This window comes from Mesorhizobium sp. USDA 3734 (assembly GCF_056279665.1).
On record NZ_JBWCCW010000001.1, the window covers coordinates 3,420,575 to 3,444,069 of the forward strand.

General features: G+C 62.5%; 25 protein-coding genes. 4 read left to right on the top strand and 21 right to left on the bottom strand.

Annotation, left to right across the window (positions count from 1 at the left end; all coding sequences use genetic code 11):
- Window positions 1–2 precede the first annotated feature (2 nt).
- Window positions 3–2,144, bottom strand: coding sequence for a sodium-translocating pyrophosphatase (locus ACZ89F_RS16790; protein WP_476093037.1), 2,142 nt, complete (start codon window positions 2,142–2,144; stop codon window positions 3–5).
- A gap of 710 nt (window positions 2,145–2,854) precedes the next feature.
- Here ACZ89F_RS16790 and ACZ89F_RS16795 point away from each other — a divergent pair.
- Window positions 2,855–3,340 (top strand): CatB-related O-acetyltransferase, encoded by a 486-nt coding sequence (locus tag ACZ89F_RS16795; protein ID WP_476093038.1) that lies wholly within the window; start codon window positions 2,855–2,857, stop codon window positions 3,338–3,340.
- Window positions 3,341–3,354: 14 nt separating this feature from the next.
- Here ACZ89F_RS16795 and ACZ89F_RS16800 read toward each other — a convergent pair whose 3' ends face one another.
- The 20 genes from ACZ89F_RS16800 to ACZ89F_RS16895 form a co-directional block, all read right to left on the bottom strand.
- Window positions 3,355–3,582, bottom strand: a complete 228-nt coding sequence (locus ACZ89F_RS16800; protein WP_476093039.1) for a hypothetical protein — start codon at window positions 3,580–3,582, stop codon at window positions 3,355–3,357.
- Between the two features lie 39 nt (window positions 3,583–3,621).
- A complete protein-coding gene (locus ACZ89F_RS16805; RefSeq protein WP_023810236.1) occupies window positions 3,622–4,371 on the bottom strand; it encodes an ABC transporter permease in 750 nt (249 codons plus the stop codon).
- Complete coding sequence (locus ACZ89F_RS16810; protein ID WP_378979243.1) at window positions 4,368–5,306, bottom strand: ABC transporter ATP-binding protein; 939 nt, start codon at window positions 5,304–5,306, stop codon at window positions 4,368–4,370. Before ACZ89F_RS16810 ends, ACZ89F_RS16805 begins: the two co-directional genes overlap by 4 nt.
- Window positions 5,303–6,466, bottom strand: coding sequence for an ABC transporter permease (locus ACZ89F_RS16815; protein ID WP_476093040.1), 1,164 nt, complete (start codon window positions 6,464–6,466; stop codon window positions 5,303–5,305). The genes ACZ89F_RS16810 and ACZ89F_RS16815 overlap by 4 nt, the downstream gene beginning before the upstream one ends.
- A 56-nt stretch (window positions 6,467–6,522) precedes the next feature.
- The gene (gene osmF, locus ACZ89F_RS16820) at window positions 6,523–7,434 is read right to left on the bottom strand and encodes a glycine betaine ABC transporter substrate-binding protein OsmF (protein WP_476093041.1); all 912 of its coding nucleotides are present in this window, start codon (window positions 7,432–7,434) and stop codon (window positions 6,523–6,525) included.
- 178 nt (window positions 7,435–7,612) lie between these two features.
- Entirely contained in the window at window positions 7,613–8,830 is a 1,218-nt protein-coding gene (locus ACZ89F_RS16825) for an MFS transporter (protein ID WP_476093042.1), read from the bottom strand.
- Entirely contained in the window at window positions 8,827–9,327 is a 501-nt protein-coding gene (nusB, locus tag ACZ89F_RS16830; protein WP_476093043.1) for a transcription antitermination factor NusB, read from the bottom strand. Before nusB ends, ACZ89F_RS16825 begins: the two co-directional genes overlap by 4 nt.
- Window positions 9,324–9,815: a 6,7-dimethyl-8-ribityllumazine synthase gene (gene ribH / locus ACZ89F_RS16835; RefSeq protein WP_476093044.1), complete on the bottom strand. Its 492-nt coding sequence runs from the start codon at window positions 9,813–9,815 to the stop codon at window positions 9,324–9,326. Before ribH ends, nusB begins: the two co-directional genes overlap by 4 nt.
- A gap of 81 nt (window positions 9,816–9,896) precedes the next feature.
- The gene (locus tag ACZ89F_RS16840) at window positions 9,897–10,172 is read right to left on the bottom strand and encodes a type II toxin-antitoxin system RelE/ParE family toxin (RefSeq protein ID WP_476093045.1); all 276 of its coding nucleotides are present in this window, start codon (window positions 10,170–10,172) and stop codon (window positions 9,897–9,899) included.
- On the bottom strand, window positions 10,172–10,432 hold the full coding sequence (locus ACZ89F_RS16845) for a CopG family ribbon-helix-helix protein (protein WP_128308812.1): 261 nt from the start codon (window positions 10,430–10,432) through the stop codon (window positions 10,172–10,174). Before ACZ89F_RS16845 ends, ACZ89F_RS16840 begins: the two co-directional genes overlap by 1 nt.
- 70 nt (window positions 10,433–10,502) lie before the next feature.
- On the bottom strand, window positions 10,503–11,120 hold the full coding sequence (locus ACZ89F_RS16850) for a riboflavin synthase (RefSeq protein WP_476093046.1): 618 nt from the start codon (window positions 11,118–11,120) through the stop codon (window positions 10,503–10,505).
- An 11-nt stretch (window positions 11,121–11,131) separates the two neighbouring features.
- On the bottom strand, window positions 11,132–12,247 hold the full coding sequence (gene ribD / locus ACZ89F_RS16855) for a bifunctional diaminohydroxyphosphoribosylaminopyrimidine deaminase/5-amino-6-(5-phosphoribosylamino)uracil reductase RibD (protein ID WP_476093047.1): 1,116 nt from the start codon (window positions 12,245–12,247) through the stop codon (window positions 11,132–11,134).
- Between the two features lie 2 nt (window positions 12,248–12,249).
- The gene (gene nrdR, locus ACZ89F_RS16860; protein ID WP_056594062.1) at window positions 12,250–12,729 is read right to left on the bottom strand and encodes a transcriptional regulator NrdR; all 480 of its coding nucleotides are present in this window, start codon (window positions 12,727–12,729) and stop codon (window positions 12,250–12,252) included.
- 163 nt (window positions 12,730–12,892) lie between these two features.
- Window positions 12,893–13,546: a hypothetical protein gene (locus tag ACZ89F_RS16865; protein ID WP_476093048.1), complete on the bottom strand. Its 654-nt coding sequence runs from the start codon at window positions 13,544–13,546 to the stop codon at window positions 12,893–12,895.
- Between the two features lie 76 nt (window positions 13,547–13,622).
- Window positions 13,623–14,936 carry a serine hydroxymethyltransferase gene (glyA, locus tag ACZ89F_RS16870; RefSeq protein WP_476093049.1) on the bottom strand — a complete coding sequence of 438 codons (1,314 nt, stop codon included), beginning with the start codon at window positions 14,934–14,936 and terminating at the stop codon, window positions 13,623–13,625.
- A 179-nt stretch (window positions 14,937–15,115) separates the two neighbouring features.
- Complete coding sequence (locus ACZ89F_RS16875; protein ID WP_476097298.1) at window positions 15,116–16,762, bottom strand: Na+/H+ antiporter; 1,647 nt, start codon at window positions 16,760–16,762, stop codon at window positions 15,116–15,118.
- 143 nt (window positions 16,763–16,905) lie between these two features.
- Window positions 16,906–18,159, bottom strand: a complete 1,254-nt coding sequence (locus ACZ89F_RS16880; protein WP_476093050.1) for a L,D-transpeptidase family protein — start codon at window positions 18,157–18,159, stop codon at window positions 16,906–16,908.
- 485 nt (window positions 18,160–18,644) lie between these two features.
- Entirely contained in the window at window positions 18,645–19,160 is a 516-nt protein-coding gene (ldtR, locus tag ACZ89F_RS16885) for a transcriptional regulator LdtR (protein WP_008875359.1), read from the bottom strand.
- Window positions 19,161–19,398: 238 nt separating this feature from the next.
- Window positions 19,399–19,821 carry a DUF6163 family protein gene (locus ACZ89F_RS16890; protein WP_476093051.1) on the bottom strand — a complete coding sequence of 141 codons (423 nt, stop codon included), beginning with the start codon at window positions 19,819–19,821 and terminating at the stop codon, window positions 19,399–19,401.
- Window positions 19,818–20,861: an enoyl-CoA hydratase/isomerase family protein gene (locus ACZ89F_RS16895; RefSeq protein WP_476093052.1), complete on the bottom strand. Its 1,044-nt coding sequence runs from the start codon at window positions 20,859–20,861 to the stop codon at window positions 19,818–19,820. Before ACZ89F_RS16895 ends, ACZ89F_RS16890 begins: the two co-directional genes overlap by 4 nt.
- 148 nt (window positions 20,862–21,009) lie before the next feature.
- Between ACZ89F_RS16895 and ACZ89F_RS16900 the strand changes: the two genes are divergently transcribed.
- The 3 genes from ACZ89F_RS16900 to ACZ89F_RS16910 all read left to right on the top strand — a co-directional run bounded on the left by ACZ89F_RS16900 (window position 21,010) and on the right by ACZ89F_RS16910 (window position 23,414).
- Window positions 21,010–21,867, top strand: coding sequence for an NAD(P)H-binding protein (locus ACZ89F_RS16900; protein ID WP_476093053.1), 858 nt, complete (start codon window positions 21,010–21,012; stop codon window positions 21,865–21,867).
- A gap of 18 nt (window positions 21,868–21,885) precedes the next feature.
- Entirely contained in the window at window positions 21,886–22,503 is a 618-nt protein-coding gene (locus ACZ89F_RS16905; RefSeq protein WP_476093054.1) for a hypothetical protein, read from the top strand.
- An 89-nt stretch (window positions 22,504–22,592) separates the two neighbouring features.
- Entirely contained in the window at window positions 22,593–23,414 is an 822-nt protein-coding gene (locus tag ACZ89F_RS16910; protein WP_476093055.1) for a DUF2066 domain-containing protein, read from the top strand.
- Window positions 23,415–23,495 lie beyond the last annotated feature (81 nt).

Consider the following 23,495-nt stretch of genomic DNA (forward strand, 5'->3'; position numbering starts at 1 on the left):
GATCAGCCGTGTGCGAGCACGGCCAGCAGCAGGAGCGCCACGATGTTGGTGATCTTGATCGCCGGGTTGACGGCCGGACCGGCGGTGTCCTTGTAGGGATCGCCGACCGTGTCGCCGGTCACCGAGGCCTTGTGCGCCTCGGAACCCTTGAGATGCTTGACGCCGTCCTTGTCGACAAAGCCGTCTTCGAAGGACTTCTTGGCGTTGTCCCAGGCGCCGCCGCCCGAGGTCATCGAGATGGCGACGAACAGGCCATTGACGATGACGCCGAGCAGCGAGGCGCCAAGGGCCGCAAAGGCGGACGCCTTCGAGCCCGAGATCAGCAGCACGCCGAAATAGACGACGAGCGGTGCCAGCACCGGCAGCAGCGACGGGATGATCATCTCGCGGATGGCCGCCTTGGTCAGCAGATCGACCGCACGGGCGTAGTTCGGCTTCGAGGTGCCGGCCATGATGCCCGGATCCTCGCGGAACTGCTTGCGCACTTCCTCGACGATGGCGCCCGCCGCACGGCCGACAGCCGTCATGGCGATGCCGCCGAACAGATACGGGATGAGGCCGCCGAAGATCAGGCCGGCGACGACGTAAGGGTTGGAGAGATCGAAGGAGATCTCGCCCATGCCCTGGAAGTATGGATATTTGTCGCCGTTGGCGGCAAAGAACTTCAGGTCGTTCGAGTAGGCGGCAAACAGCACCAATGCGCCGAGACCGGCCGAACCGATGGCGTAACCCTTGGTCACCGCCTTGGTGGTGTTGCCGACCGCGTCGAGCGCGTCGGTGGACTGACGCACTTCCTTGGGCAGGCCGGCCATTTCGGCAATGCCGCCGGCATTGTCGGTGACCGGGCCGAAGGCGTCGAGCGCAACGATCATGCCGGCAAGCCCGAGCATCGTCGTGACCGCGATCGCCGTGCCGAAGAGGCCGGCGAGCTGATAGGTCGAGATGATACCGCCGACGATGACGATCGCCGGCAGCGCCGTCGATTCCAGCGAGACCGCAAGGCCCTGGATGACGTTGGTGCCGTGACCGGTGACCGACGCCTGGGCGATGGAGTTGACCGGGCGCTTGTTGGTGCCGGTGTAGTACTCGGTGATCACGACGATGAGACCGGTCACCACGAGGCCGATCAGGCCGCAGATGAACAGGTTCTTGCCGGTGATGGCCATGCCGGCGACGGTGCCGATCTCGCCCCAGCCGAGGCACACCGAGGTGGCGACGCCGAGACCGACGATGGACAAGAGGCCGGTGACGATCAGGCCCTTGTAGAGTGCGCCCATGATCGAGCCGTTGGAGCCGAGCTTGACGAAGAAGGTGCCGACGATCGAGGTCAGGATGCAGGCGCCGCAGATCGCGAGCGGATAGAGCATGACGGCACCCAGAACGGCGGTGCCACCGAAGAAGATGGCGCCGAGAACCATGGTGGCGACGACCGTCACCGCATAGGTTTCGAACAGGTCGGCGGCCATGCCGGCGCAGTCGCCGACATTGTCGCCGACATTGTCGGCGATGGTGGCCGGGTTGCGCGGATCATCTTCGGGAATACCGGCTTCAACCTTGCCGACGAGATCGCCGCCGACATCCGCACCCTTGGTGAAGATGCCGCCGCCGAGACGGGCGAAGATCGAGATCAGCGATGCGCCGAAGCCGAGCGAGACCAGCGAGTCGATGACGATGCGGTCATTGGGCTGAAGGCCCATGAAGTGGGTCAGGACGAGGTAGTAGATCGAGACGCCGAGCAGGGCCAGGCCAGCAACCAGCATACCGGTGATGGCGCCCGATTTGAACGCGATGTCGAGGCCGGCGGCGAGGCTGTTCGATGCGGCCTGCGCCGTGCGAACGTTGGCGCGAACGGAGACATGCATGCCGATGAAGCCGGCGGCGCCCGAAAGCACGGCGCCGATCAGGAAGCCGATCGCGGCGGTGATGGACAGCAACCACCAGGCGAGCACGAGGACGACGACGCCAACGATGGCGATGGTGGTGTACTGACGCGCCAGATAGGCTTGTGCGCCCTCGCGGATAGCCGCGGAGATTTCCTGCATGCGTGCATTGCCCTGATCGGCCGCAAGGACCGAACGTGTCGCCCAGATGGCGTAAAGGATTGAAAGCAGGCCGCAGGCGATGACGGCGGAAATAATTGTCATTGCCGGATTTTCCTCGATTGATGGCCCAAAAGAACCCCTCCCTGGGCCGTTGAGACAGAGACCGGATTCCTCAGACGGAATCCGACCCTTCGCAGCGGTGTATGCGAAACGGGGCTGCGAACGTCAAGATATTGTTCGGTTTTTGCCCGGCTTTCGCCGTAATGCCTTCTTGCAAACCGATTGAATTTATTCAGGTCGGACCATGCCCGGCACTGAAGGGCTTGTGGCGGCCCTGAAAGCGCAGTCCGCTGAGTCCAGCCAGTTGCTCGTTCGTTGGTTAGGTCAGAACAGGTGCAACACGACCAATGCCCGCGCTCTGCGGCCAGGCCCAGCTCGCTTCTGAGAGCAACGGCCCTGCGAACTTGATCCAATTCGCTCGGTCGCCCACAGAAAGTAGCGGGTCACTGACAGAATCCAGGCAGAGACGACTCGCGTCTTCGGATATCTTCGAAATAGAAACTTCTTGGCGACGAACAAGGTCGACGCCGTGCCGTTGCGTTTCCGTTGGCGGTGTAGGGCCAAATAGGTGCCGCGACGTGTCCGCTTCGTGTAGAAACGTTGAGCGCATGAACGAAGTCAAACCTCCAACCAAAATGGCTTAGGCACAAATGGGATTTGCAAGAGAACTTATGACCAAGCTTGGGCTTAGACGAGTTCCAAATCCGGAAGCTCTGCCGCAACATGCATCAGTTGGGCGCAGGACATACAGCGTGAAGACCAGCAATATCTATTGGTGCGATGAAACCTCGCCGCTAAGAATAGGAGCATTCTGCTCTATAGCGGAGGAAGTCCTATTCCTTGGTCGCGCTAATCATCCGACGCACTTTGTCTCAACTTTCCCGTTCCGAGCTCTCATGACAAAGTCGATGGTTGCCTATAGTGATCTGGTGGTCAACGGACCGACCGAAATCGGCAACGATGTATGGATCGGACGACGCGCAATCATCATGCCAGGAATAACGATTGGTGATGGTGCCGTTGTCGGAGCAGGCTCGATCGTAACGAAGGACGTAGCACCCTACGCGATCGTCGCCGGAAATCCTGCTAAGTTCATCCGGAACAGGTTTACTGACGACCAGATTGCGAGATTGCTTGCTATCCGCTGGTGGGAATGGAGCGACGAGAAGATCATAGCAGAACAGCCGAGGTTCTTTGGCCCGATTGACGCCTTCATTGCCGCGAGTAGCGCGCCATAGCGCATCAGCTTCAATCAGAGGTCGATCTGATCACTCAACTGCATGACTGCAGCCATGACGAGCACCCAAGGAGTGTCCCAATAGTACTCACTCGAGCCGAGAAGCTGCATCTTCGCTTCCCATTTTGCTGCCTCGTTGGACATACCATCCACGATGCCCTGAAGAGACGATGGCAGTGAGCCAACGGCCACGGCGGCAAGAGTTTCCTCTTTCGCACCCATACCGACATTGGCCGCATGCATATAGAACTGCTTCCTGCGAACGCCAGGTGAGTTCGCGAACTACTCTGCCTCCCGGCCCATGCGGCGCGCCGTGTAGCGCTCGATCGCCGACAGACCGTCATAGATCAGCACGGCAAGGGCTGCCACGATCAGGCCACCCTGCAGGATGAAGGCGAGATTATTCGACAACAGCCCGGCGATGATCACTTCGCCGAGCGTCTTGGCCGCCACGGTCGAGCCGATGGTGGCAGTGGCAAGGCTGATCACCACCGACAGCCTGATGCCGCCCAGGATGATCGGGGCGCTGAGCGGCAGCTCGACCTTGGTGAGCCTTTGCCAACCGGTCATGCCCGCACCGCGCGCCGCCTCGACGACATTGGCAGGCAGCGTCGTCAGGCCGGTCAGCGCATTCTCGAAGATCGGCAGCAGGCCGTAGAGAAACAGCGCGATAAGCGTCGGCTTCTCGCCAAAGCCTACGGCCGGCACCGCGAGCGCCAGCACCGCCACCGGCGGAAAGGTCTGGCCGATGTTGACCAGGCTGCGCGACAGCGGCAGGAATTCGGCGCCGGCGGGCCTGGTGACCAGAATGGCAAGCGCGACCGCTACGATGGTCGCGGCCACGGTGGCGATCAGAACGGTGCGCAGATGCAGCAATGTCAACGTCAGCAGGCTGCCCTGGTTGTAGATCACCGGCGCATTGTTCTCGGTCAGCGGCTTCAGCAGCGGCTCGAACCAGCCGGGATTGGTGACGAAGGCGACGAGCAGCACCACCAGGGCAAGCCTGAGCAGCGATGGAAGCCAGGCTTTCATGCCGGCCTCGCCGCGCGTTTCACCAAACCGTCGACCGTGACGCGGCCAAGCGGCTTGCCGTCGGCCCCTTTGACCGGCAGGGCCGGCCGGCCCGACCATAGCAGTTCGGCCAGCGCGTCGCGCTGGCTGGCGTCGCCGGGGATCGCCTCGCCTTCGGCTGAGCCCTTCTCCACGGCATCGCGGACGCGGCCGAGCGAAAGCAACCGGAATGGCCTTTCGCTGGCGCCTACAAGGGTCTCGACGAAGGCGCTTGCCGGCTTTGCCAGGATCTCGGCGGGTTTGGCGTATTGCACCAGCTTGCCGGCATCCATCACCGCGATCTTGTCACCCATATGCACGGCCTCTTCCATGTCGTGGGTGACGAGGATGATGGTGGTGCCGAAGCGCTTCTGGATCGCCAGCAGATCCTCCTGCGCCTTGGTGCGGATGATCGGGTCTAACGCGCCGAACGGTTCGTCCATCAACAGCACGTTGGGCTCGGCGGCGAGCGCGCGGGCAACGCCGACGCGCTGCTGTTGGCCGCCGGACAGTTCGTGCGGGTAGCGCGGCCCGAACGCTTCGGGATCAAGCTGATAGAGGGTCATCAGTTCGTCGACCCGGGCCTTGATGCGGGCCTTGTCCCAGCCGAGCAACACCGGCACGGTGGCAATGTTCTGCGCCACCGTGCGATGCGGAAACAGGCCGTGGCCCTGGATGGCGTAGCCGATGCTGCGGCGCAGTTCGTAACCGGGCAGCGAACGATTGTCGGCGCCGTCGAGCTTGATGATGCCCGAGGTCGGCTCGACCAGCCGGTTGATCATGCGCAGCAGCGTCGTCTTGCCGGAACCGGACGTGCCGACAATGACGGCGATGGTGCGCGGCTCGATGACCATCGAAACGTCATCGACCACCGTTGTCGCGTCATAGCGCTTGGTAATGCCTTCGATCTCGATCATGCCGTTTCAACCCTGCGCTTGGTGGCAGTCATTTCGATCACCGCATCGAGGATGATGGCGGCGGCAAAGGCGAGTGCGACCGTCGGCACCGCGCCGAGCAGCACCAGGTCCATCGCCGTCTGGCCGACGCCCTGGAAAACGAAAACGCCGAACCCGCCACCACCGATCAGCGCGGCAATGGTGGCAAGGCCGATGTTCTGAACCAAAACGATGCGGATGCCGGTGAGGATGACAGGAAAAGCCAGCGGAAACTCGACGCCGAACAGGCGCTGCCTGTCGGTCATGCCCATGCCGCGCGCCGCGTCGTTGGCGGCCCGTGGCACGCCGGCGAGACCGACCACGGTGTTGGCCACCACCGGCAGCAGCGAATAAAGAAACAGCGCGACGAAAGCCGGTGCCGTGCCGATGCCGCGAATGCCGAGCGCGGCAGCCCCCGGCACATGCGTGGCAACCCAGCCGAGCGGCGCGATCAGCAGGCCGAACAGCGCGATCGAGGGAATGGTCTGGATGATGTTGAGCACGTTGAGCACGCCGGCGCGCAGCCTTTCGACGCGATGGCACAGGATTCCGAGCGGCAGACCGACGATCACCGCGGCAGCCAGCGAACCGAGCGCCAGCGTCACGTGCTTGGAGCCTTCGGCCCAGAAACTGTCGGCGCGGTTGGCGTATTCCTTCAGGATGGAAAGGTCGTTCCAGCTGCCCGAAATCAGCAAAAGACCGATCGCCGCGCTGGCCGCGACCAGCACGCCAACCCGTGCCAATGGCGACAGGTTCAGCCTTGTCAGCACGTCGGCCAGCAAAAGCGTGAAAGCAAAGATGAGAATCCAGAAACCGGAGGCCGGCGAAATTCTCGCAAAGGTGTTGCCCGCCGGCGTGAGAAATGTACCGGCGACGCCGATCAGCAGCGCGAGCGCGGCAAGCGCCACCACGCTGGCGGCAAGGCGCAGCACAAGCGGTGTCTTGAACAGAGCAATGAGTGCGGCAACGACAATGATGGCGAGCAGCAGCATCCCGGTCGTTGCCGGCAGCGCGTCGAGAATCGAGCGCGCCTGGCCGGGGACGATGCGGTTGGCGCGGAATGTGGCAAAGGGCGCGGCAAAAGTCGCGTAGGCCGATATCGCGGCAATGACCACGCCGAGCTTGTCGAAGCGGATGTTCACGCCCTCCCCCCGTCAGTCGATCCGGCGCGCCACGAAAGCGCCGCGCCGGAATCGTCCTACTTCAGGAAGCCGTTCTTCTTCAGGAAGTCTTCGGCGACGCCCTTGACCGGCTCGCCGCCGACCTGCACGCGGCCGTTCAGTTCCTGCAGCGTGACGAGGTCGAGCTTGGCGAAGACCGGCTTCAGCAGCGTCTCGATCTCGGGATGTTCCTTCAGCACCGCTTCGCGGATGATCGGCGCCGGCTGGTAGACCGGCTGCACGCCCTTGTCGTCGTCGAGCACGACGAGCCCGGACGGTGCGATGCCGCCATCGGTGCCGTAGACCATGGCTGCATTGGCGCCATTGGTCTGGTTGGCGGCTGCGGCGATGGTTGCCGCCGTGTCGCCGCCCGAGAGGGTGATCAGCTGCTCAGGCTTCAGTGTGAAGCCATAGGTGGTCTGGAAGGCCGGCAGGGCGGCAGCCGAGTTGACGAACTCAGCGGAAGCCGCCAGCACCACCTGACCGCCGCCCGCGACATATTTGCCGAAGTCGGTGAGCGTGGCGAGCTTGTTGGTTTCGGCGACTTCCTTTCGCAGCGCGATCGCCCAGGTGTTGTTGGCGGGCGACGGCGACAGCCAGACGATCTTGTTGGCGTCGTAGTCGAGCTTCTTGGCTGTCTCATAGGCCTTGGCGGCATCTTTCCAGACCGGGTCGTCGGCCTTCTCGAAGAAGAAGGCGGCGTTGCCTGTGTATTCGGGATAGATGTCGATCTCACCGGCGGTGATCGCCTTGCGCACCACCGGCGTGCCGCCGAGCTGGATACGGTCTGATGTCTTGATGTTGTTGGCGTTGAGAACGAGCTGGATGATGTTGCCGAGCACGCCGCCCTCGGTGTCGATCTTGGAAGAGACAACCACCTGGGCACTGGCGGAAACCGCCGTGATGCCGAGCGCCAATGCCGCGCCGGCCAGAACCTTGACTGAAAACATCGTGAAAACCCCTTGCTATGAACCGAAATGCGGTGGCCGCATATGAGCATGGCTTCAACGGCCAGTCGGGGCACACGGTTTCATAACAATAGGCACAGACGCAATATTTTTGTTCCGGCGCGGGAAATTCGGCCGGGATCATGCTGACAGCGCCGTGTCAGGTGAAGCGGCGGAGGGATCAGGCGTCGGCTTTGCGCAAGCCCGTCAGCTTGAGTGCGCCGAGCGCCACGAAGCACAAAACGGTGACCGGGAAGACCATCCAGTTCAGCATTTCCCAACCCCAGGCGTTGTACACCATGCCCGACATCAGCGAGGCGCAGGCGACGGAGCCAAACAGGACGAAGTCGTGGAAGCCTTGCACCTTGCCCTTTTCCGACGGCCGGTAACTGGCCGCCACCATCGCCGTGGCGCCGATGAAGCCAAAATTCCAGCCAAGGCCGAGCAGGATCAGCGACGTCCAGAATTGCCACAGCGCCAGGCCCGACAGAGCGACAATGGCGCAGCCGATGAGCAGGACCAGGCCGGTAGCCACAATGCGTTCGGCGCCGAAGCGATGGATCAGCGAGCCGGTGAAGAAGCTTGGCGCGAACATCGCCATGACGTGCCAGGAGATGCCGAGCGTCGCATCGGTCTCCGACAGGCCGCAACCGACCATGGCCAGCGGAGCGCCGGTCATGACGAAGCTCATCAGCGCGTAGCTGCCGACGGCGCAGAAAAGCGCGGCGACGAAACGCGGCTGCGTGACGATTTCGGCCAATGGCCTGGCGTCGCCTTCGGCGATCTCCACCTTGCCGGATACTTTCGCCGGCAGCCGCAGGAACGACAGGATGATGGCGCCGACCGCGGCCAGCGGCAGGATGGAGACGAACGAACCGGCAAACATCACCGGCGCCAACAATTCGCGGGTGAAGATGACGATCTGCGGCCCGAGGATGGCAGTGATGATACCACCGGCCAGCACGAAGGAGATTGCGCGCGCCTTGAACTCCGGCGGCGCGTTGTCGGCGGCGGCGAAGCGGAACTGCTGGACGAAGGCGCCACCCAGACCGATCGTGAGCAGGCCAAAGGCAAACAGCCAGAAGCTGCCTTGAAAAAGCGCCAGAGTGGCAACGAGCCCGCCAAGCGCCGTGACGATCGTGCCGGTCATGAAGCCGCCGCGCTGGCCCATCCTGCGGATGATGGCCGCCGCAGGCAGCGCGCCGAGCGCCACGCCGATGTTGAAGCCGGTGATCGGCGCCGTCGCCAATGATTTGTCGGGACCAAGCAGGTATTGCCCGGCCAGCGCGCCCATGGAGATTGCGATGGGGGCTGCCGAGCCGATGATCGCCTGCGAGGCGGCGAGGATCAGCGCGGTGCGACGCGCCTCCTTGCCTGCCTCGACGGCGATTGCCGTCATGATGCGTCCTTGCCGCGCCCCTCGCCACGCACCCGGCGTGACACACGGTCGAGCACGGCATTGACCAGCTTCGGCTCGTCTTCTTCGTAGAAAGCCTTGGCGATGTCGACATATTCGGAGACGATAACCGCGACGGGAACATCCTCGCGCTTCATCAGCTCATAGACGCCGGCGCGCAGAATCGCGCGCAGCGTCGAGTCGAGCCTCGACAGCGGCCAGTCCTCGGTCAGCGCCTGGCGAATGACCGGATCGATGGTCGTCTGGTTCTCGACGACACCCGCCAGGATGGCGCGAAACCATTGCGCATCGGCCTCGCGGTAGAGCGCGCCATCGACTTCCTTGCCAAGGCGAAACGCCTCGTATTCGGCGGTGATCTCGAAGACGCCGCTGCCGGCGACATCCATCTGGTAGAGCGCCTGCACGGCGGCCAGACGGGCAGCGCCGCGCTTGTTGGCGTGGCGCACCGCGGGCTGGCCGGGCGAAGCGGGTTCGCTCACGATCGCGCTCCCAGTTGTTCCTTGAGGGCAATCATGGTCAGCGCCGCACGCGCGGCAAAACCGCCCTTGTCGCCTTCCGAGCGCTTTGCGCGAGTCCAGGCCTGAGCATCATTCTCGGTGGTCAGGATGCCGTTGCCGATGCAGATCGAGTCCTGCACGCTCAGGTCCATGAGCGCGCGGCTGGATTCATTGGCGACAATGTCGAAATGATAGGTGTCACCGCGGATGATGGTGCCGAGCGCAACAAAGCCGTCATAGTGTGTGCCGCCTTCCGCACCGTCCAGCGCGAAGGTAATCACCGCGGGAATCTCGAGCGAACCTGGAACGGTGACGACGTCGTAAGTCGCGCCCGCTTCATCGAGCGCGCTTGTCGCGCCGTCGAGCAGCGCGTCGGCAAGGTCGTCATGAAAGCGCGCTTCGACAATGAGCAGATGCGCTTTCGTCTTCGGGCGAATGAAGGCTTTGCCGTGTTGGGATGTGCCAGCCATAAAAGTCTCCGGGGATCGCCGGTGACTTAGGCCGAAGCCGGGTTGACCGCAAGCGGAAGATTGCTGAAGGCGAAGCCCGCCCTATCGATCCTCTCGCGTGTGCCATAGGCGCAGCACAGAAATCGTATCATTTCGTATTTCGTAGCGAATTTCGTAGTTGCCTACCAAAATGCGTCGCACTTCGCTCGGCTCGAACTCTTCCAGTCTCTCACCGATGCGCGGATACTCGACTAGCCGTGCGGGCGCAGCAGTGAGTGCCTGCACAGTACGTGCGGCTGCCTGGCTATTTGCTGGCGCGAGAAAATCATGAAGCCTGACCAGGTCGGACAAAGCCTTGCTGGTCCACTTCAACTCCATCAACGTGGCACAGGCAGCGGCTTTTCAGTGCCAAGACTGTCAGCCCATGCCTGCACCGCTTGATGATCGATAACTCGCCCGGCATCCACATCGGCCAGCGCTTCGAGCGTCAGCCGCCGGCGCTCTTCCTCCAAATCGACCCAGGCGGAAAGGGCCTGTTTGACAATCCAACCGCGTGGGCGCTCAAGGCGAGCAGCTAGCTGATCTACCTTTTCTGCAAGTGGAAGCGGAACATGAGCGGTGATCACCTTTGTGTCCATTTGAACCTCACAATCAGATTTAATCATAACGATTAAGGTTGATTAAGTCGAGGTTCGATTGGCTAGTGGCTCAAAACCCCTTTTTCGCGGCCTCCACCAGCCGCGCCGCGTAGCGGGCCATGGTGTCGATCTCGAGATTGACACGGTCGCCGACCTTGCGCTCGCCCCAGGTGGTCACGGTCAGCGAATGATGGATCAGCAGCACGTCGAATCGCGTGCCTTCCACCTTGTTGACGGTGAGCGAGGTGCCGTCGAGCGCGACGGAGCCCTTGGGCGCAATGAACTTCGCCAGGTCGCGCGGCGCCTCCAGCGTGAAGCGCACCGCGTCGCCCTCGTCCTTGCGCTCGATGATCTCGGCCATGCCGTCGACATGGCCCGAAACGATGTGGCCGCCAAGTTCGTCGCCGATCTTCAGCGCCCGCTCCAGATTGATCCGCGTGCCCGACATCCAGCCCATCGCCGTCGTCAGCCTGAGCGCCTCTTCCCAGGCCTCGACCTCGAACCAGCGCGCGTTCGAGCCGCTGTCGGGCAAGGCGGTAACCGTTAGGCAGACGCCGCCGCAGGAGATCGAGGCACCAATCGCGATGGTCTGCGGATCATAGGCGGTGTCGATGCGCAACCCCACCCCTTCCCGCAGTGGCTTGACGGACGCGACAGTGCCGACATCGGTGACAATTCCGGTAAACATGGGGGTTGATCCTAAATGTCTCTTATCCACTCGGCGTAACTATCTTCGCCAAAGCGCATCTCGCGCAGCTTGCGAAATCCTGCCGGGATATGGTCAGCGTCGATCGGCGATGCAATGCCGTCATTGCCGATCGCTTCCGGCCCCCGGAACAGCACGATGCGGTCGACCAGCCCATCGGCCAGGAAGGCGCTTGCCACCTTGGCGCCGCCCTCGACCAGCACGCTTGCCATGCCGAGCGCGGCCAGATCCTCGAGCAGTTCCGGCAGCGCGACGCCGCCTTCATGCGTCTCGGTGCCGATGAAACGCACGCCGGCGCGTTCGAGTGCTGCCCGCCGCAGCGGATCGGCCTCCAGGCAAGCGGCGACATAGAGCGGTACCCGGTCGACGCCCGAAACCAGTTTCGAGTCCTCCGGCAACCTGATCTGGCGGTCGAGCACAATGCGTGCAGGCGAACGGTTCTCCAGCCCCGGCAAGCGCACCGTCAGGGCCGGATCATCCTCAAGGGCCGTGCCGATACCAACCAGTATGCCGTCGGCCTCGGCCCGCATCAGATACACTTCACGGCGCGCGATATCGCCGGTGATCGACACCTGTCCCCCGCCTTCCCGACCGATCTTGCCGTCGCTGGAAAGTGCAAGCTTGAGAATCACTTCAGGGCGTTTTCTCAATGATCGGATCAAATAGCCGGCCATCTGCTCGGCGGCTTCCGCCGCCAGCACCTTCTCGACCACCTCGACACCGGCGGCACGCAGGATCGCGTAACCCTTGCCGGACACGCGCGAATCGGGATCGCTGGCGGCGCCGACGACGCGCGCGACGCCGGCATTGACCAGCGCGTTGGCGCAAGGCGGCGTGCGGCCGTGATGGGCGCAAGGTTCGAGAGTGACATACGCGGTGGCGCCGCGGGCGAGCGCGCCGGCCTCGGCCAGGGCCTCGGTCTCGGCATGCGGACGGCCGCCGACAGCGGTGACGCCGGTGCCGACGATCATCGGACCGTTGCCGTCATCGCGCACGATCAGCGTGCCGACAGACGGGTTGGTCGCGGTACGCCCGGCATTTTTTCGCGACAGTCTGAGTGCCGCCGCCATGAAGCGGCGATCAAGGGCGGCCTGTTCGCTTGCAGTCATGCTCAACTGGCGTCCTCTTCACCCTTGATTTCGTCTCCCTTGAGCTCGCCCAGCAATTCGTGGAAATCCTTGGCCTCGCGAAAATTGCGGTAGACCGAGGCGAAACGGACATAGGCGACATCGTCGAGCGATTTCAGCGCTTCCATGACCAGCCGGCCGACCTCTCCGGAGGCGACTTCGGTCTCGCCGGAGCTTTCGAGCTGGCGCACGATGCCGGTCACCGCGCGATCGATGCGCTCGGGATCGACATTGCGCTTGCGCACGGCGATCTCCACCGAGCGCAACAGCTTGTCGCGGTCGAACGGCACTTTGCGGCCCGATTTCTTGACCACGACAAGGTCACGCAACTGCACACGCTCGAAGGTGGTGAAGCGGCCGCCGCAATCGGGGCAGACGCGCCGTCGGCGGATCGCCGCGCCATCCTCGGCGGGGCGCGAATCCTTCACCTGCGTATCTTCTGACTGGCAATAGGGACAGCGCATGGAGGAGCCTTTGGTTGGCGAATCTGGTGAAGCGAAAGGCTTAGAGGTTTTTGCAACGATGGCAAAGTATCGCCACCAACCCCTCGCCTCTCAGCCACAGAGATAGCGAGGCGCACGCAAGATTGCCAGCCTCGCCAAGCAGCCAGACTGCGTGCCGATGTCGTCAGGGCGCGACGTCGGTGGTCGGAAATCCGCACGATGCACCGAGGCTGCGATAGGCCTTGGTGAAGCCGTCCATGGATATGCTTCCAACCGGCGCATCGCCAAAGGAGACTTCAAGCACCGATGCCCGGCGCATGGCGCGCAAGAGCGCCAGGCTGGTCTTGGCCTGGTTGTCCACCGTCCAGCTGAGCCGGCCGTTGACGGCGCCATCGGAATGGAGCTTGGCAGTGACGCGGCCCTTGTCATCGCCGAAGGTGGCGGCGACGGACTTGCCGGCCGGCAGATCCTTGTTGTCGACGGCGATCGTTACGGACGGGTAGGCATCCGGCGGCAGTGCATCGCCGTTCGTGATGACGAGCGTCAGGGTACCGGGCGCGCCACCGGCGCCGATAAAGGCGGTCGAGGCCGCGCAGGTCTTGCGGAGATCCTCACCGGTGTCGACCTCGTCGACCAGGGTCGACCACCTGCCGAAGGTTTCGAGCTTGGGTGCCGCCTGGGCGGGCGAAGCGGGTGCGGCCTGGGCAGGAGCGGGTTGCGCGGGCGCGGCTTGAGCAGGGGCAGTTTGCGCCAAGGCGATGCTGGAGAGCGGCAAAGCCATCAAAGCGGCCAGAGCGCCAACGGCGCCAAGGTCGGCGAAACGAAATGGTCGCATCATCAAGGCTCCTGCCGGTCGCCCCGGCCTGCTGAAACGACGCTTGTCGTTGCAGCAGGCGGCAAGACTTCCTATCGCGTCAGCCGAGATAGGGATAGAGCGGGAAACGGTCGGTCAGCGCCACGACCTTGGCCTTGACCGCTGCTTCGACAGCGGCATTGCCGTCGTCGGAGTTGGCGACCTTGAGACCATCCAGCACTTCGGCGATCAGCTTGCCGATCTCGCGAAACTCGGCCTGGCCGAAGCCGCGCGTGGTGCCGGCCGGGGTGCCGAGACGCACGCCCGAAGTGACGAAAGGCTTTTCCGGATCGAACGGGATGCCGTTCTTGTTGCAGGTGATGTTGGCACGGCCGAGCGCCGCCTCGGCGCGCTTGCCGGTGGCGTTCTTGGGCCTGAGGTCGACCAGCATCAGATGGTTGTCGGTGCCGCCGGAGACGATGTCGAGCCCGGTTTCCTTGAGACTGGAGGCAAGCGCCTTGGCATTGGCGGCGACGCTCTCTGCATAGACCTTGAAGCTCGGCTTCAGCGCTTCGCCGAAGGCAACAGCCTTGGCGGCGATGACATGCATCAGCGGGCCGCCCTGCAAGCCGGGGAACACCGCCGAATTCATCTTCTTGGCGATGTCCTCGTCATTGCACAGGATCATGCCGCCGCGCGGGCCGCGCAGCGACTTGTGCGTCGTGGTGGTCACGACATGGGCATGCGGCAGCGGCGACGGATGCACGCCGCCGGCGACCAGGCCAGCGATGTGCGCCATGTCGACCATCAGATAGGCGCCGACCGCATCGGCGATCTCGCGAAACCGCTTCCAGTCCCAGACGCGCGAATAGGCGGTGCCGCCGGCCAGGATCAGCTTCGGCTTGGTCTCATGCGCTGTCTTCTCGATGGCGTCCATGTCGAGCAGATGGTCGTCCTGGCGTACGCCATAGGAGACGACCTTGAACCATTTGCCGCTCATGTTTACCGGCGAACCGTGGGTCAGATGGCCGCCGGAATTGAGATCGAGGCCCATGAAAGTGTCGCCTGGCTGCAAGAGCGCCAGGAACACTGCCTGGTTCATCTGGCTGCCGGAATTCGGCTGAACGTTGGCGAAGTTGCAGCCGAACAGCTTCTTGGCCCGCTCGATGGCCAGTTCCTCGGCCACGTCGACGAACTGGCAGCCGCCGTAGTAGCGCTTGCCCGGATAGCCCTCGGCGTATTTGTTGGTCATGATCGAGCCCTGCGCTTCAAGCACGGCACGGGACACAATGTTTTCCGAGGCGATCAGCTCGATCTCGTGGCGCTGGCGGCCGAGTTCGTTGCGGATGGCGCCGAAAATCTCCGGATCGGCGTCGGCCAGCGTGGTTTCGAAGAAGGATTCGAATTTGTTCGACACTGCCGCTGCTGTTGCCATGGCCTGAAATCCTCGGGGTTCGGGGGCAATTTTTGATTTATGAAGGCCGTTGTCCCAAAACCGCTGCACACTTTTGGGCGACCTGCATTCGCCGCGCCATTAACACAGTTGTTTTCGCCCCGCCACGTTTGCGGCGCGAAATTTGCTGGCCGGATTGCGCCAGCGGAGCCCGCCGGTCGCTATTTCCTGGCCTTGCGGCCTTTCAGCAAGGCCTCGGTGAGCGTGATCTCGGTAAACAGCGCCCGAGACGTATGGTCGTTGATCTCGCCCCGGCGAAACATGGCGCGCACGGCCTCGCGCTCGGCTTCGATGCCTGCAAATCTGAGTTCAAGTTCCAGCCTTCCGGCTTCGCGAGCCTCGGCGCGGGCCTCATCGGCTTCATCGGAGGCGGCGATGCGGCGCCGGTAACCGGCGACAATGCTGTCGGCGGCGGCAAGCCTGGCGCCAGGCACCTCGCCTCCCTCATCATCAGCAGTTCCGGCGATGCTCTCGATGCGCGCGATCGCGGCCTTGGCGGCGCCGACACGCGCCAGGCGCTCCTCGGCGGCACCGACATCCTCACCGGGCTCGACCAGCCCCCTGGCGATCGTCGGCAGAGCGAGACTGGCAAAGACCAGCGAGCAGATGATGACGCCGGCGGCGAGGAAAATGACCAGGTCGCGCGCCGGAAACGGCGAGCCGTCCGGCATGGCGAGCGGCAGCGACAATATGCCGGCCAGCGTGATCGCACCACGTACACCGGCCACCGAACCGGCGAGCCGCACGCGCAGCCCGAACGGCTCCACCTTGCGCTTGCCCAGACGCGCGGCAATGCCGGCAGCGATATCGCCGACCCATATCCACAGGAAGCGCAGCGCGATCAGGCACAGCGTCAGCGCGATGACGGTCGCGATGGGCTGGATGATCGGATGCAGGCTCATCAGTTCCGGCGGCACGTGGCGGATGATGTCGGGAAGCTGCAGCCCGAGCACGATGAAGAGAGCGCCGTTGAAAACAAAGGAAAGCGTCGTCCATAGCGACATCGTCTGCATGCGCGCCGAAACGCCGAGGAAGCGGAACACGCCGGAGCCACCAGTGAGCAGGCCGGCGGTGACCGCCGCCAGGATGCCGGACGCTCCGACGTGCTCGGCGCCGAGATAGGCGATGAAGGGCAGCAGGATCATCACCAGCACCTGCGCCTCGGCCGGCACGCCGCCGATGCGGTTGAGCAATTGCAGCAGCTTGGCGGCGACGAACAGCGCCGCCACGCCGATCAGGATGCCGGCGGCGACAGCATAGAGGAAACTGAGCGAAGCCGCGGCGAAGGAAAAGCTCCCGGTCAGCACTGCTGCCACGGCAAAGCGGAACATGACGAGGCCCGACGCATCGTTGAGCAGCGACTCGCCTTCCAGAATGTGCATCAGCCGCGCCGGAACGACATTCTTGTCGACGATCGAGGATACTGCCACCGCGTCGGTCGGCGACAGCACCGCGGCGAGCGCGAAGGCGACGACCAGCGGGATGCTCGGTACAAGCCAGTGCAAGGCGTAGCCGAAGCCGACGATGGTGAAGAACACGAGCCCGATGGCAAGATCCAGGATCGGTCCGCGCAGCGCCATCAATTCACGCTTCGGTGCGCCATAGGCATCGGCAAACAGCAGCGGCGGAATGAACACCAGCAGGAACAGTTCCGGATCAATCTCGACATGGATGCCGCGCACCGGCCAGGCGAGTGCGGCACCTATTGCAATCTGCAGCACCGGCAGTGGCACCCGCACTAGACGCACCAGCGCGCCGGAAAGCGCGACGAAGACGAGCACGACCAGAATGAAGACGGCGACTTCCATGGTCCGGTTCCAGACTTTCCTGCCGACCATGCGCAAAGCCAGCCGATCCGTCCAGCCGCCCCTCCAGCGAAAATCGCAGCGGCACCCGAGCAACGAAAAAGGCCGCCCTGAACGACGGCCTTTTTTATAAAGAAATCAGCTGCTTAAAGCGATGACGTAATCTGCAGCTCGTTGTTGCCATCGAGCGCGTAGACGTCGTCGCGGAACTGTACGACGCCCGGGCCCGTCGACCAGGCCGAGAGATAGAGGAAATGGACCGGCACCGGGTTGGTGACCTGGATCGGCGTGTTTTGGCCGGTCTTGATCGCCGCCTCGAAATGCTGGCGGTCCCAGCCGGGCGTGTCGCGCAGGATCCAGGTGACGAGGTCGCGCACATTCTGCACGCGCACGCAGCCCGAGGAATCGAAGCGCATCATCTTGCCGAACAGGCTCTGCTGCGGCGTGTCGTGCATGTAGACACCGTCCGGGCTCGGGAAGTTGATCTTGACCGACGCCATGGCGTTTTCCGAGCCGGGGTCCTGGCGGAAACGGTACTTCTCCGCGTCGTCGGTCGACCAGTCCACATTCATCGGATCGACTTCGCTGCCATCCGGCGCGAACAGGCGGATATGGCTGTCCTTCAGATAATCGGGATTCTTCCGCATCAACGGAATGATGTCCTTGCGCACGATCGAGACAGGCGCATTCCAGTACGGATTGACGATGATCTCGTTGATCTTGGAATTGACGATCGGCGTCTGGCGATCGATCTTGCCGACGATCGCGGTGTGGCGAAGCACGACGCGGTCGTTTTCGACCGCTTCGATCTGCGCCGCTGGAATGTCGACCAGCACATAACGACTGCCCAGCGTGCCGGCCTTCTCGCGCAGCCGCTGCAGATTGGTCTGCAACTGGCCAAGCCTTATCTGCGCCGACACATTCATCGCCGCGTAGGTGTATTTGCCCAAGGCGCCGTCGGCAGGCAGGCCGTGACGCAACTGGAAGCGCTTGACCGCCGAGTCGACGTAGGAGTCGAAAGCTGTCGAAATGCCGGCGCTCTGCGACAGGTCGCCAGAAACCATCAGCCGCTTGCGCAACGGCACCACATCGGGATCATCGACGCCGAGCTGCAGTTTCTTGGTCGCGGGAACCTCTACCCAACCGCCCTGCCCGGCGATGTTCTGATATTGCGCGACCGCCTGTTCGGTGAAAGCAACGGTCTGTGGGCTGAAGATCGGCAGCGTCGAGGCCACCTTGCCGCCCTCGCTGGCGCGGGCGTCGAACTGGTCGTCCCAATTGCCGCGCGTCGAGGATTTCAGGATGTCACCGATCACGTCCTGCGCATTGGCGCCGCCAGCGACCACCGCAGCAGCGAGCGCGGAGGCTCCGGAAAGGAAAAAACGGCGGCTGGTTTTCATGGACGTTCCAGACATTCTTCTAGCAGTTCGATCACTTGCTGCGTTGATCACCGGGCGATCTCGCCCGCACTCTAAAATTGGCAATCTTAACAATTAGCCAACCATGGTCCGTATCACCTTGGTGTGACAACGCACAGGCGCGATACGGGTTGCGGGTGAACGCATGGTCTTCACCACAGCATCACTGCCACTCTCGGTTCCATTGGAATATGGCGGCAACGTGGCTTTCGGCCGAATTTGGCCCGGCTGGCGCAGCGAAGTGAAAAGACCCGTGCTTTTTCGGCACCGATCCGCGATCGCCCGCCAATATTGACCGGTGAACCACAAGCACTTGATAATACACCGACAGCTCACCCAACGCGAGGAACGAGGGCCATGCTGTGGGATCAGGAAAAGAAAAGGCCGGTGCTTTCGGCACCGGCCCTGACTGAAGGTCGACATTTCGGCCGCGTTTCTGTGACGCGGGCCGGATTCGATGCTGCGCCTTACATCCGGTAGGCGATGGTGTCGTTCCAGAAGCGGTCGAGCCGCTGCAAAGCGCGGTTCATCTGCTTGAACTCGTCGGTGTTGATGCCGCCGACCTGCTCGATCGAGCCTACATGACGCTCGTAAAGGCCGGCGACGACCTCCGCCACCTCGTTGCCCTTCGGCGTCAGCGAGACGCGGACCGAACGGCGGTCGATGCGCGAGCGCTGGTGGTTGATGAAGCCGAGATCGACCAGCTTCTTCAGATTGTAGGAGACGTTGGAGCCGAGATAGTAGCCACGCGAGCGCAGCTCGCCCGCGGTCAGCTCGGAATTGCCGATGTTGAACAGCAGCAGCGCCTGGATGGCATTGATGTCGGAACGGCCGTTGCGGTCGAATTCGTCCTTGATCACATCAAGCAGGCGGCGGTGCAGCCGCTCAACAAGCTGCAGCGATTCCATGTACAGGGAACGGATAGCCTCGCGGCGATCGTCTGAAACGTTGGCGGTCTTCGCCGCCGGACGCGAATTGATCATTGTCTTTGCCTCTCGTTTGTCGCCCTGGTGATTTTTTGTTTTTCACCTTGATCGCGACACTATCGAATACTCATAAAATTCGACTTAAACGCTAGGGCTAACAAGAGCTTACCGGTAACAGGTTTCGAAAGAGGCTTAACGAACGGTCACCCGAGCAAGGATAATTAACCTAAAGATTTCGGCAACAATTTGGGGGCCAAATCCAGGCAGAAGCCAGGTCGCCAATGTGCTCAATGGCTTAGTGGCGGACAGGGCGCTTCTGCAGGTAGATGACGACGCGAAAGACGATGTAGAGCACCGCCACCGCGGCATGCGAGATAACAATCAGCAGGCGGTGGCCGAAAAGCTCGGGAAAGCCAGCATACATGACTGTCTCGGTCACCGCGCAAATGAACCAGATCACCGGCCCCCAGGATGCCAGCATCCACAGGCCGGCAGCGGCGAAGGGAAAGAACACGGCCAGCACCACCGCCGCGACCTGCCAGTGCACGGGCATCAGGTCGAAACGCCACAGCGAGCCCGGATAGAAGCCGATCAGCTTGATCCAGTAGAGAATGCCGAACAGCAGGCAGTAGCCTGATATGACGCGCTGGAACCAGGCGAAGATCACCTCCACCCCCGAGGGCTGCAGCACGACGCGTCTCGAAGTGACCTCGCTCACAGCTCGAGCTCCCGTTCGCCGAGAGGAGCGAAATAGGCGTCGACATCGGCCTCACTGACCGCATCGAGGCTCGCCGGCCGCCATTGCGGCTTCGAGCCCTTGTCGATGATGGCGGCGCGGATGCCTTCGTAGAAATCATGGCCGGCCAGCATCCGGTTGAGGATGCGGAACTCCATCTTCATGCAGGCGTCCATGGACAGTGTCAGCCCGGCGCTGATCTGGCGCCAGGCGACGCGCAGGCTGGTCGGCGAGCGGGTGCGGATCGTTGCCAGCGTCTTTGCCGCGAACTCGTCGGCATCCGCCGCGCGCTCCAGGCTGTCGATGACACGTTTCAGGGACGGTTGCGAAAAATGGCTGGATATCGCCTCCAGCGTCGGCCTGTCGGTCTCTCGCCTTGCCTGGACGAAGAAACCGCGCAGCACCGATTCCGGGTCGCCGGTCAGGGTCAGCCGGTCGAGGAAGCCGCCCTGGTCCTCGGCCTTGATGGTATGGGTGGCAAGGCCCGACCACAGCGCATCGCCATAGCGGATGCGGTTGCCGGTCAGCGCCAGATACATGCCGAAGGAGCCGCCGAGATCGGGCAGCAGGTGGCTGGCGCCGACATCCGGAAAAAAGCCGATGCCGACCTCCGGCATGGCGAACTGGGCATTCTCGGTCATGACCCGGTGCGAGCCGTGGAAGGAAATGCCGACGCCACCACCCATGACGATGCCGTCGATCAAGGCGACATAGGGTTTCCTAGAGCTGTTGATGCGAGCGTTGAGCCGGTATTCGTCGGCGAAGAACTCGACCGGCGGCTTTCCCGCACGTCCGGTCTCATAGACATGCAGGATGTCGCCGCCGGCCGAAAAGGCCCTGCCTTCGGCCTTGACGACGACGACATCGACACCTTGGTCAATCTCCCAGGCGCAGAGAGCAGCGTCGAGCGCCCTGATCATGCGGTGCGTCAAGGCATTGAGCGCCTGCGGCCGCGTCAACGTGACGACGCCGGCCCGGCCCAGATGTTCGAAGCGGATCTCGTCGCCGCCGCCAAAATCCATCGTGAAAGAATCCCCTCCCCCGCGCCGGCGGGACTGAAGTGCTAAAGCGTGGCGCATGGGTGCGTCAATGCCAAGCCCGGCCGCTATCCTTTGCGTCCCGGCCAAATGGGTGCAACTTTATCCGTCTGTATGGCTCAAGAGCGAATGCATGATCCTTGTAACCGGGGCGTCGGGATATGTCGGGGGTAAGGCGCTTGCCGCACTATCGCGCCAGAGCTTTCCGGCAGCGGGGATGGTCAGGACCACCGGAAAGCGTGTAGCGGGCCTGCCTGCCGAAACACCGTTGCGGATCGCGGACTACGACGATCCCAGGAGTTTGTTGCGCGCATTCGAAGGCGTCTCGGCGCTGCTGTTCGTCTCGAGCGACGGAGACGGCCGCGATCTCCTTCGTCACCATGCCAATGCCATAAAAGCTGCCGCTTCCCGGAAAGTGTCTTCAATCGTCTTTACCAGCATCATCGATATCGACGCGGACTCGCCGTTCTATTTCACGCCTGTCCACCGGGATGCGGAGCGCAGGTTGCGCGAGAGCGGGCTGGCTTGGACGATCCTGAGATGCGGCCTGTATTCGGATCTCGTTCTGGACAGCTGGATCAAGCCTGCCTTTCCGTCGGGAACGCTTTCGCTTCCCACGGGCGCTGGAGAGGTTGCGCCAATATCGCGACAGGATGTTGCCCTGGCCGCAGCGGCAGTGGTCGCGTCGCCAATGAAGCACGCAGGAAAGATCTATGAGCTGACGGGGCCACGGAAGCTGTCGTTTCACGAAATGGCCGCGGCCGCAGGTTCGGCCTTCGGCCGTCGTCTTGAGTTCGCTCCCTGTTCGCCCGCGGACTACCTTCAACGCGCATGGGCGGAAATGCAGGATCCTTGGCCGCATGCCTTTTCGACCTTGTGCCGATCCATAGAAGAGGGCCGCTATCAACGGGTTACGGACGCCTGCGAGCATTTGGTCGGGCACCCGCCAACCGACTTCACGAGATTTGTTCAGGACGCGGCCGCGACTTAGAATGCAAGGGGACGGAGGGTGGCGAAGATGATTGCAAAACAGTTTCTTGCGACAGGTTTTTTGACAGCCGCTCTGGCCATAGGATGCTCGCCCGCAGAACCGGCATCAGGCGAAACGTGGGATACCGTCAACGCCAAGCTGTCAAAATTCAACGAAATCAACGACTGCGACGGGGCTTGGCATTTGTTTTGGTCGACCCGGGAAAACAATGAGACATATTCGTATCTTATGCTCTCGGCTCTCGCGGCCAGAGGAGAGCATCCTTGGCAACCAGCAGACGCACAGCAAAATGACGACATTGCTTTTTCCCTGGCGGCTCTGGCTCACCGCTACGGGCAAATTCCTAAATTGGAAGAATTAGGTGAAGGCTATAAGGCTGACTCTTTGCTTGTCCCTCTAACTCTTGTTCAAGCCCTCATTATGCGCGTTTCCTCCAGCGAGAACGCAAAATACCATGATGCACAATTTGTTTCTTGCTTTGAATCCGCAATCGAACTCAACACCGATAAATTTGACGAGTGCTTTGGGCCCTTATTGGAAGATCTGGCGAAAAGAGACGCCATAACAACCCTTCCACCAATCCCAGCGGGTGCTCATGTACAGTGTGTCGAATCTAAAGGATTTGACTTTAGATAAGGCTGACATGCCTTGTACCTGCCGCCGTCGCTGCTGGATGCAGAGTGATCCAGCATATGGATGACAGGCCTCAAACCGAGCGGAGAGCCATGCGGTATCTTTTGCGCGTAGCCCTTGTTCTGGCTGGAGTTCTCTTAGCCGCCAATAGTCCGGCCAGGGCGGCTGATATCGAGGACCTCTACAGCTCTCAGACCATCGTCACCGGCCAGGGCGAGCCAAACCGCCAGGCAGGTTTCAAGATCTGCCTCGATGCGGTTCTGGTCCGGGTTTCCGGCGACCAACGCCTGCTGGAAAAACCGGAGATGACGGCACTGCGCGACAAGGCCGGCGGCTTCGTCACTGGCTTCCGTTACCGCGACCGCATGGAAGGCATTCCGGTTCATGACGAGCAAGGTACGCATGACCGGCCGCATGACCTTTATTGCCAGTACACGCCGGCGACGATCGACCCGGTGCTGGCTTCGCTCGGCAGCAAGCCCTGGCTGGCCGAACGGCCGACGCTCTCGGTCGTCCTAGCTGTGGATGACTCGCGCCGACATTTCGTCCTTACCCGTGACGGGGACGAAAACCCGTACATGATAGAGTCTTTTCAATCGGCCGCAGGCCCCATGGCGATGTCGATTGTCGTTCCGAACAGGGCCGCGCTCGCCAAGGCCGGACTCACTTTCGACGAGGTGGGGCCTATCTCACCCGAACTGCTAGGCAGTGTTGCAAGAAGTATTGGCAGCCGCCAAGTCTTGGCCGGCAGCCTCGTGTGGAGCGACAAGGAACTGGGCTGGATCGCCGATTGGCGGCTTAAAGAGGACGGGAAGACCTATCATTGGCAAGTGCGCGGCGTTAGTTTCGACGAAGCGTTTCGTGTCGCCATGCGCGGTGCTGCTCAGGTCCTTTCGGGCAATGGATCGCCTTGACAGGCCGTGCTGCCCTCAGGGCGATTTGCTGGCACAAACGTGTCGCATTGGTCAGCGGCAAGGGCTCGTGATAAAAGCCGC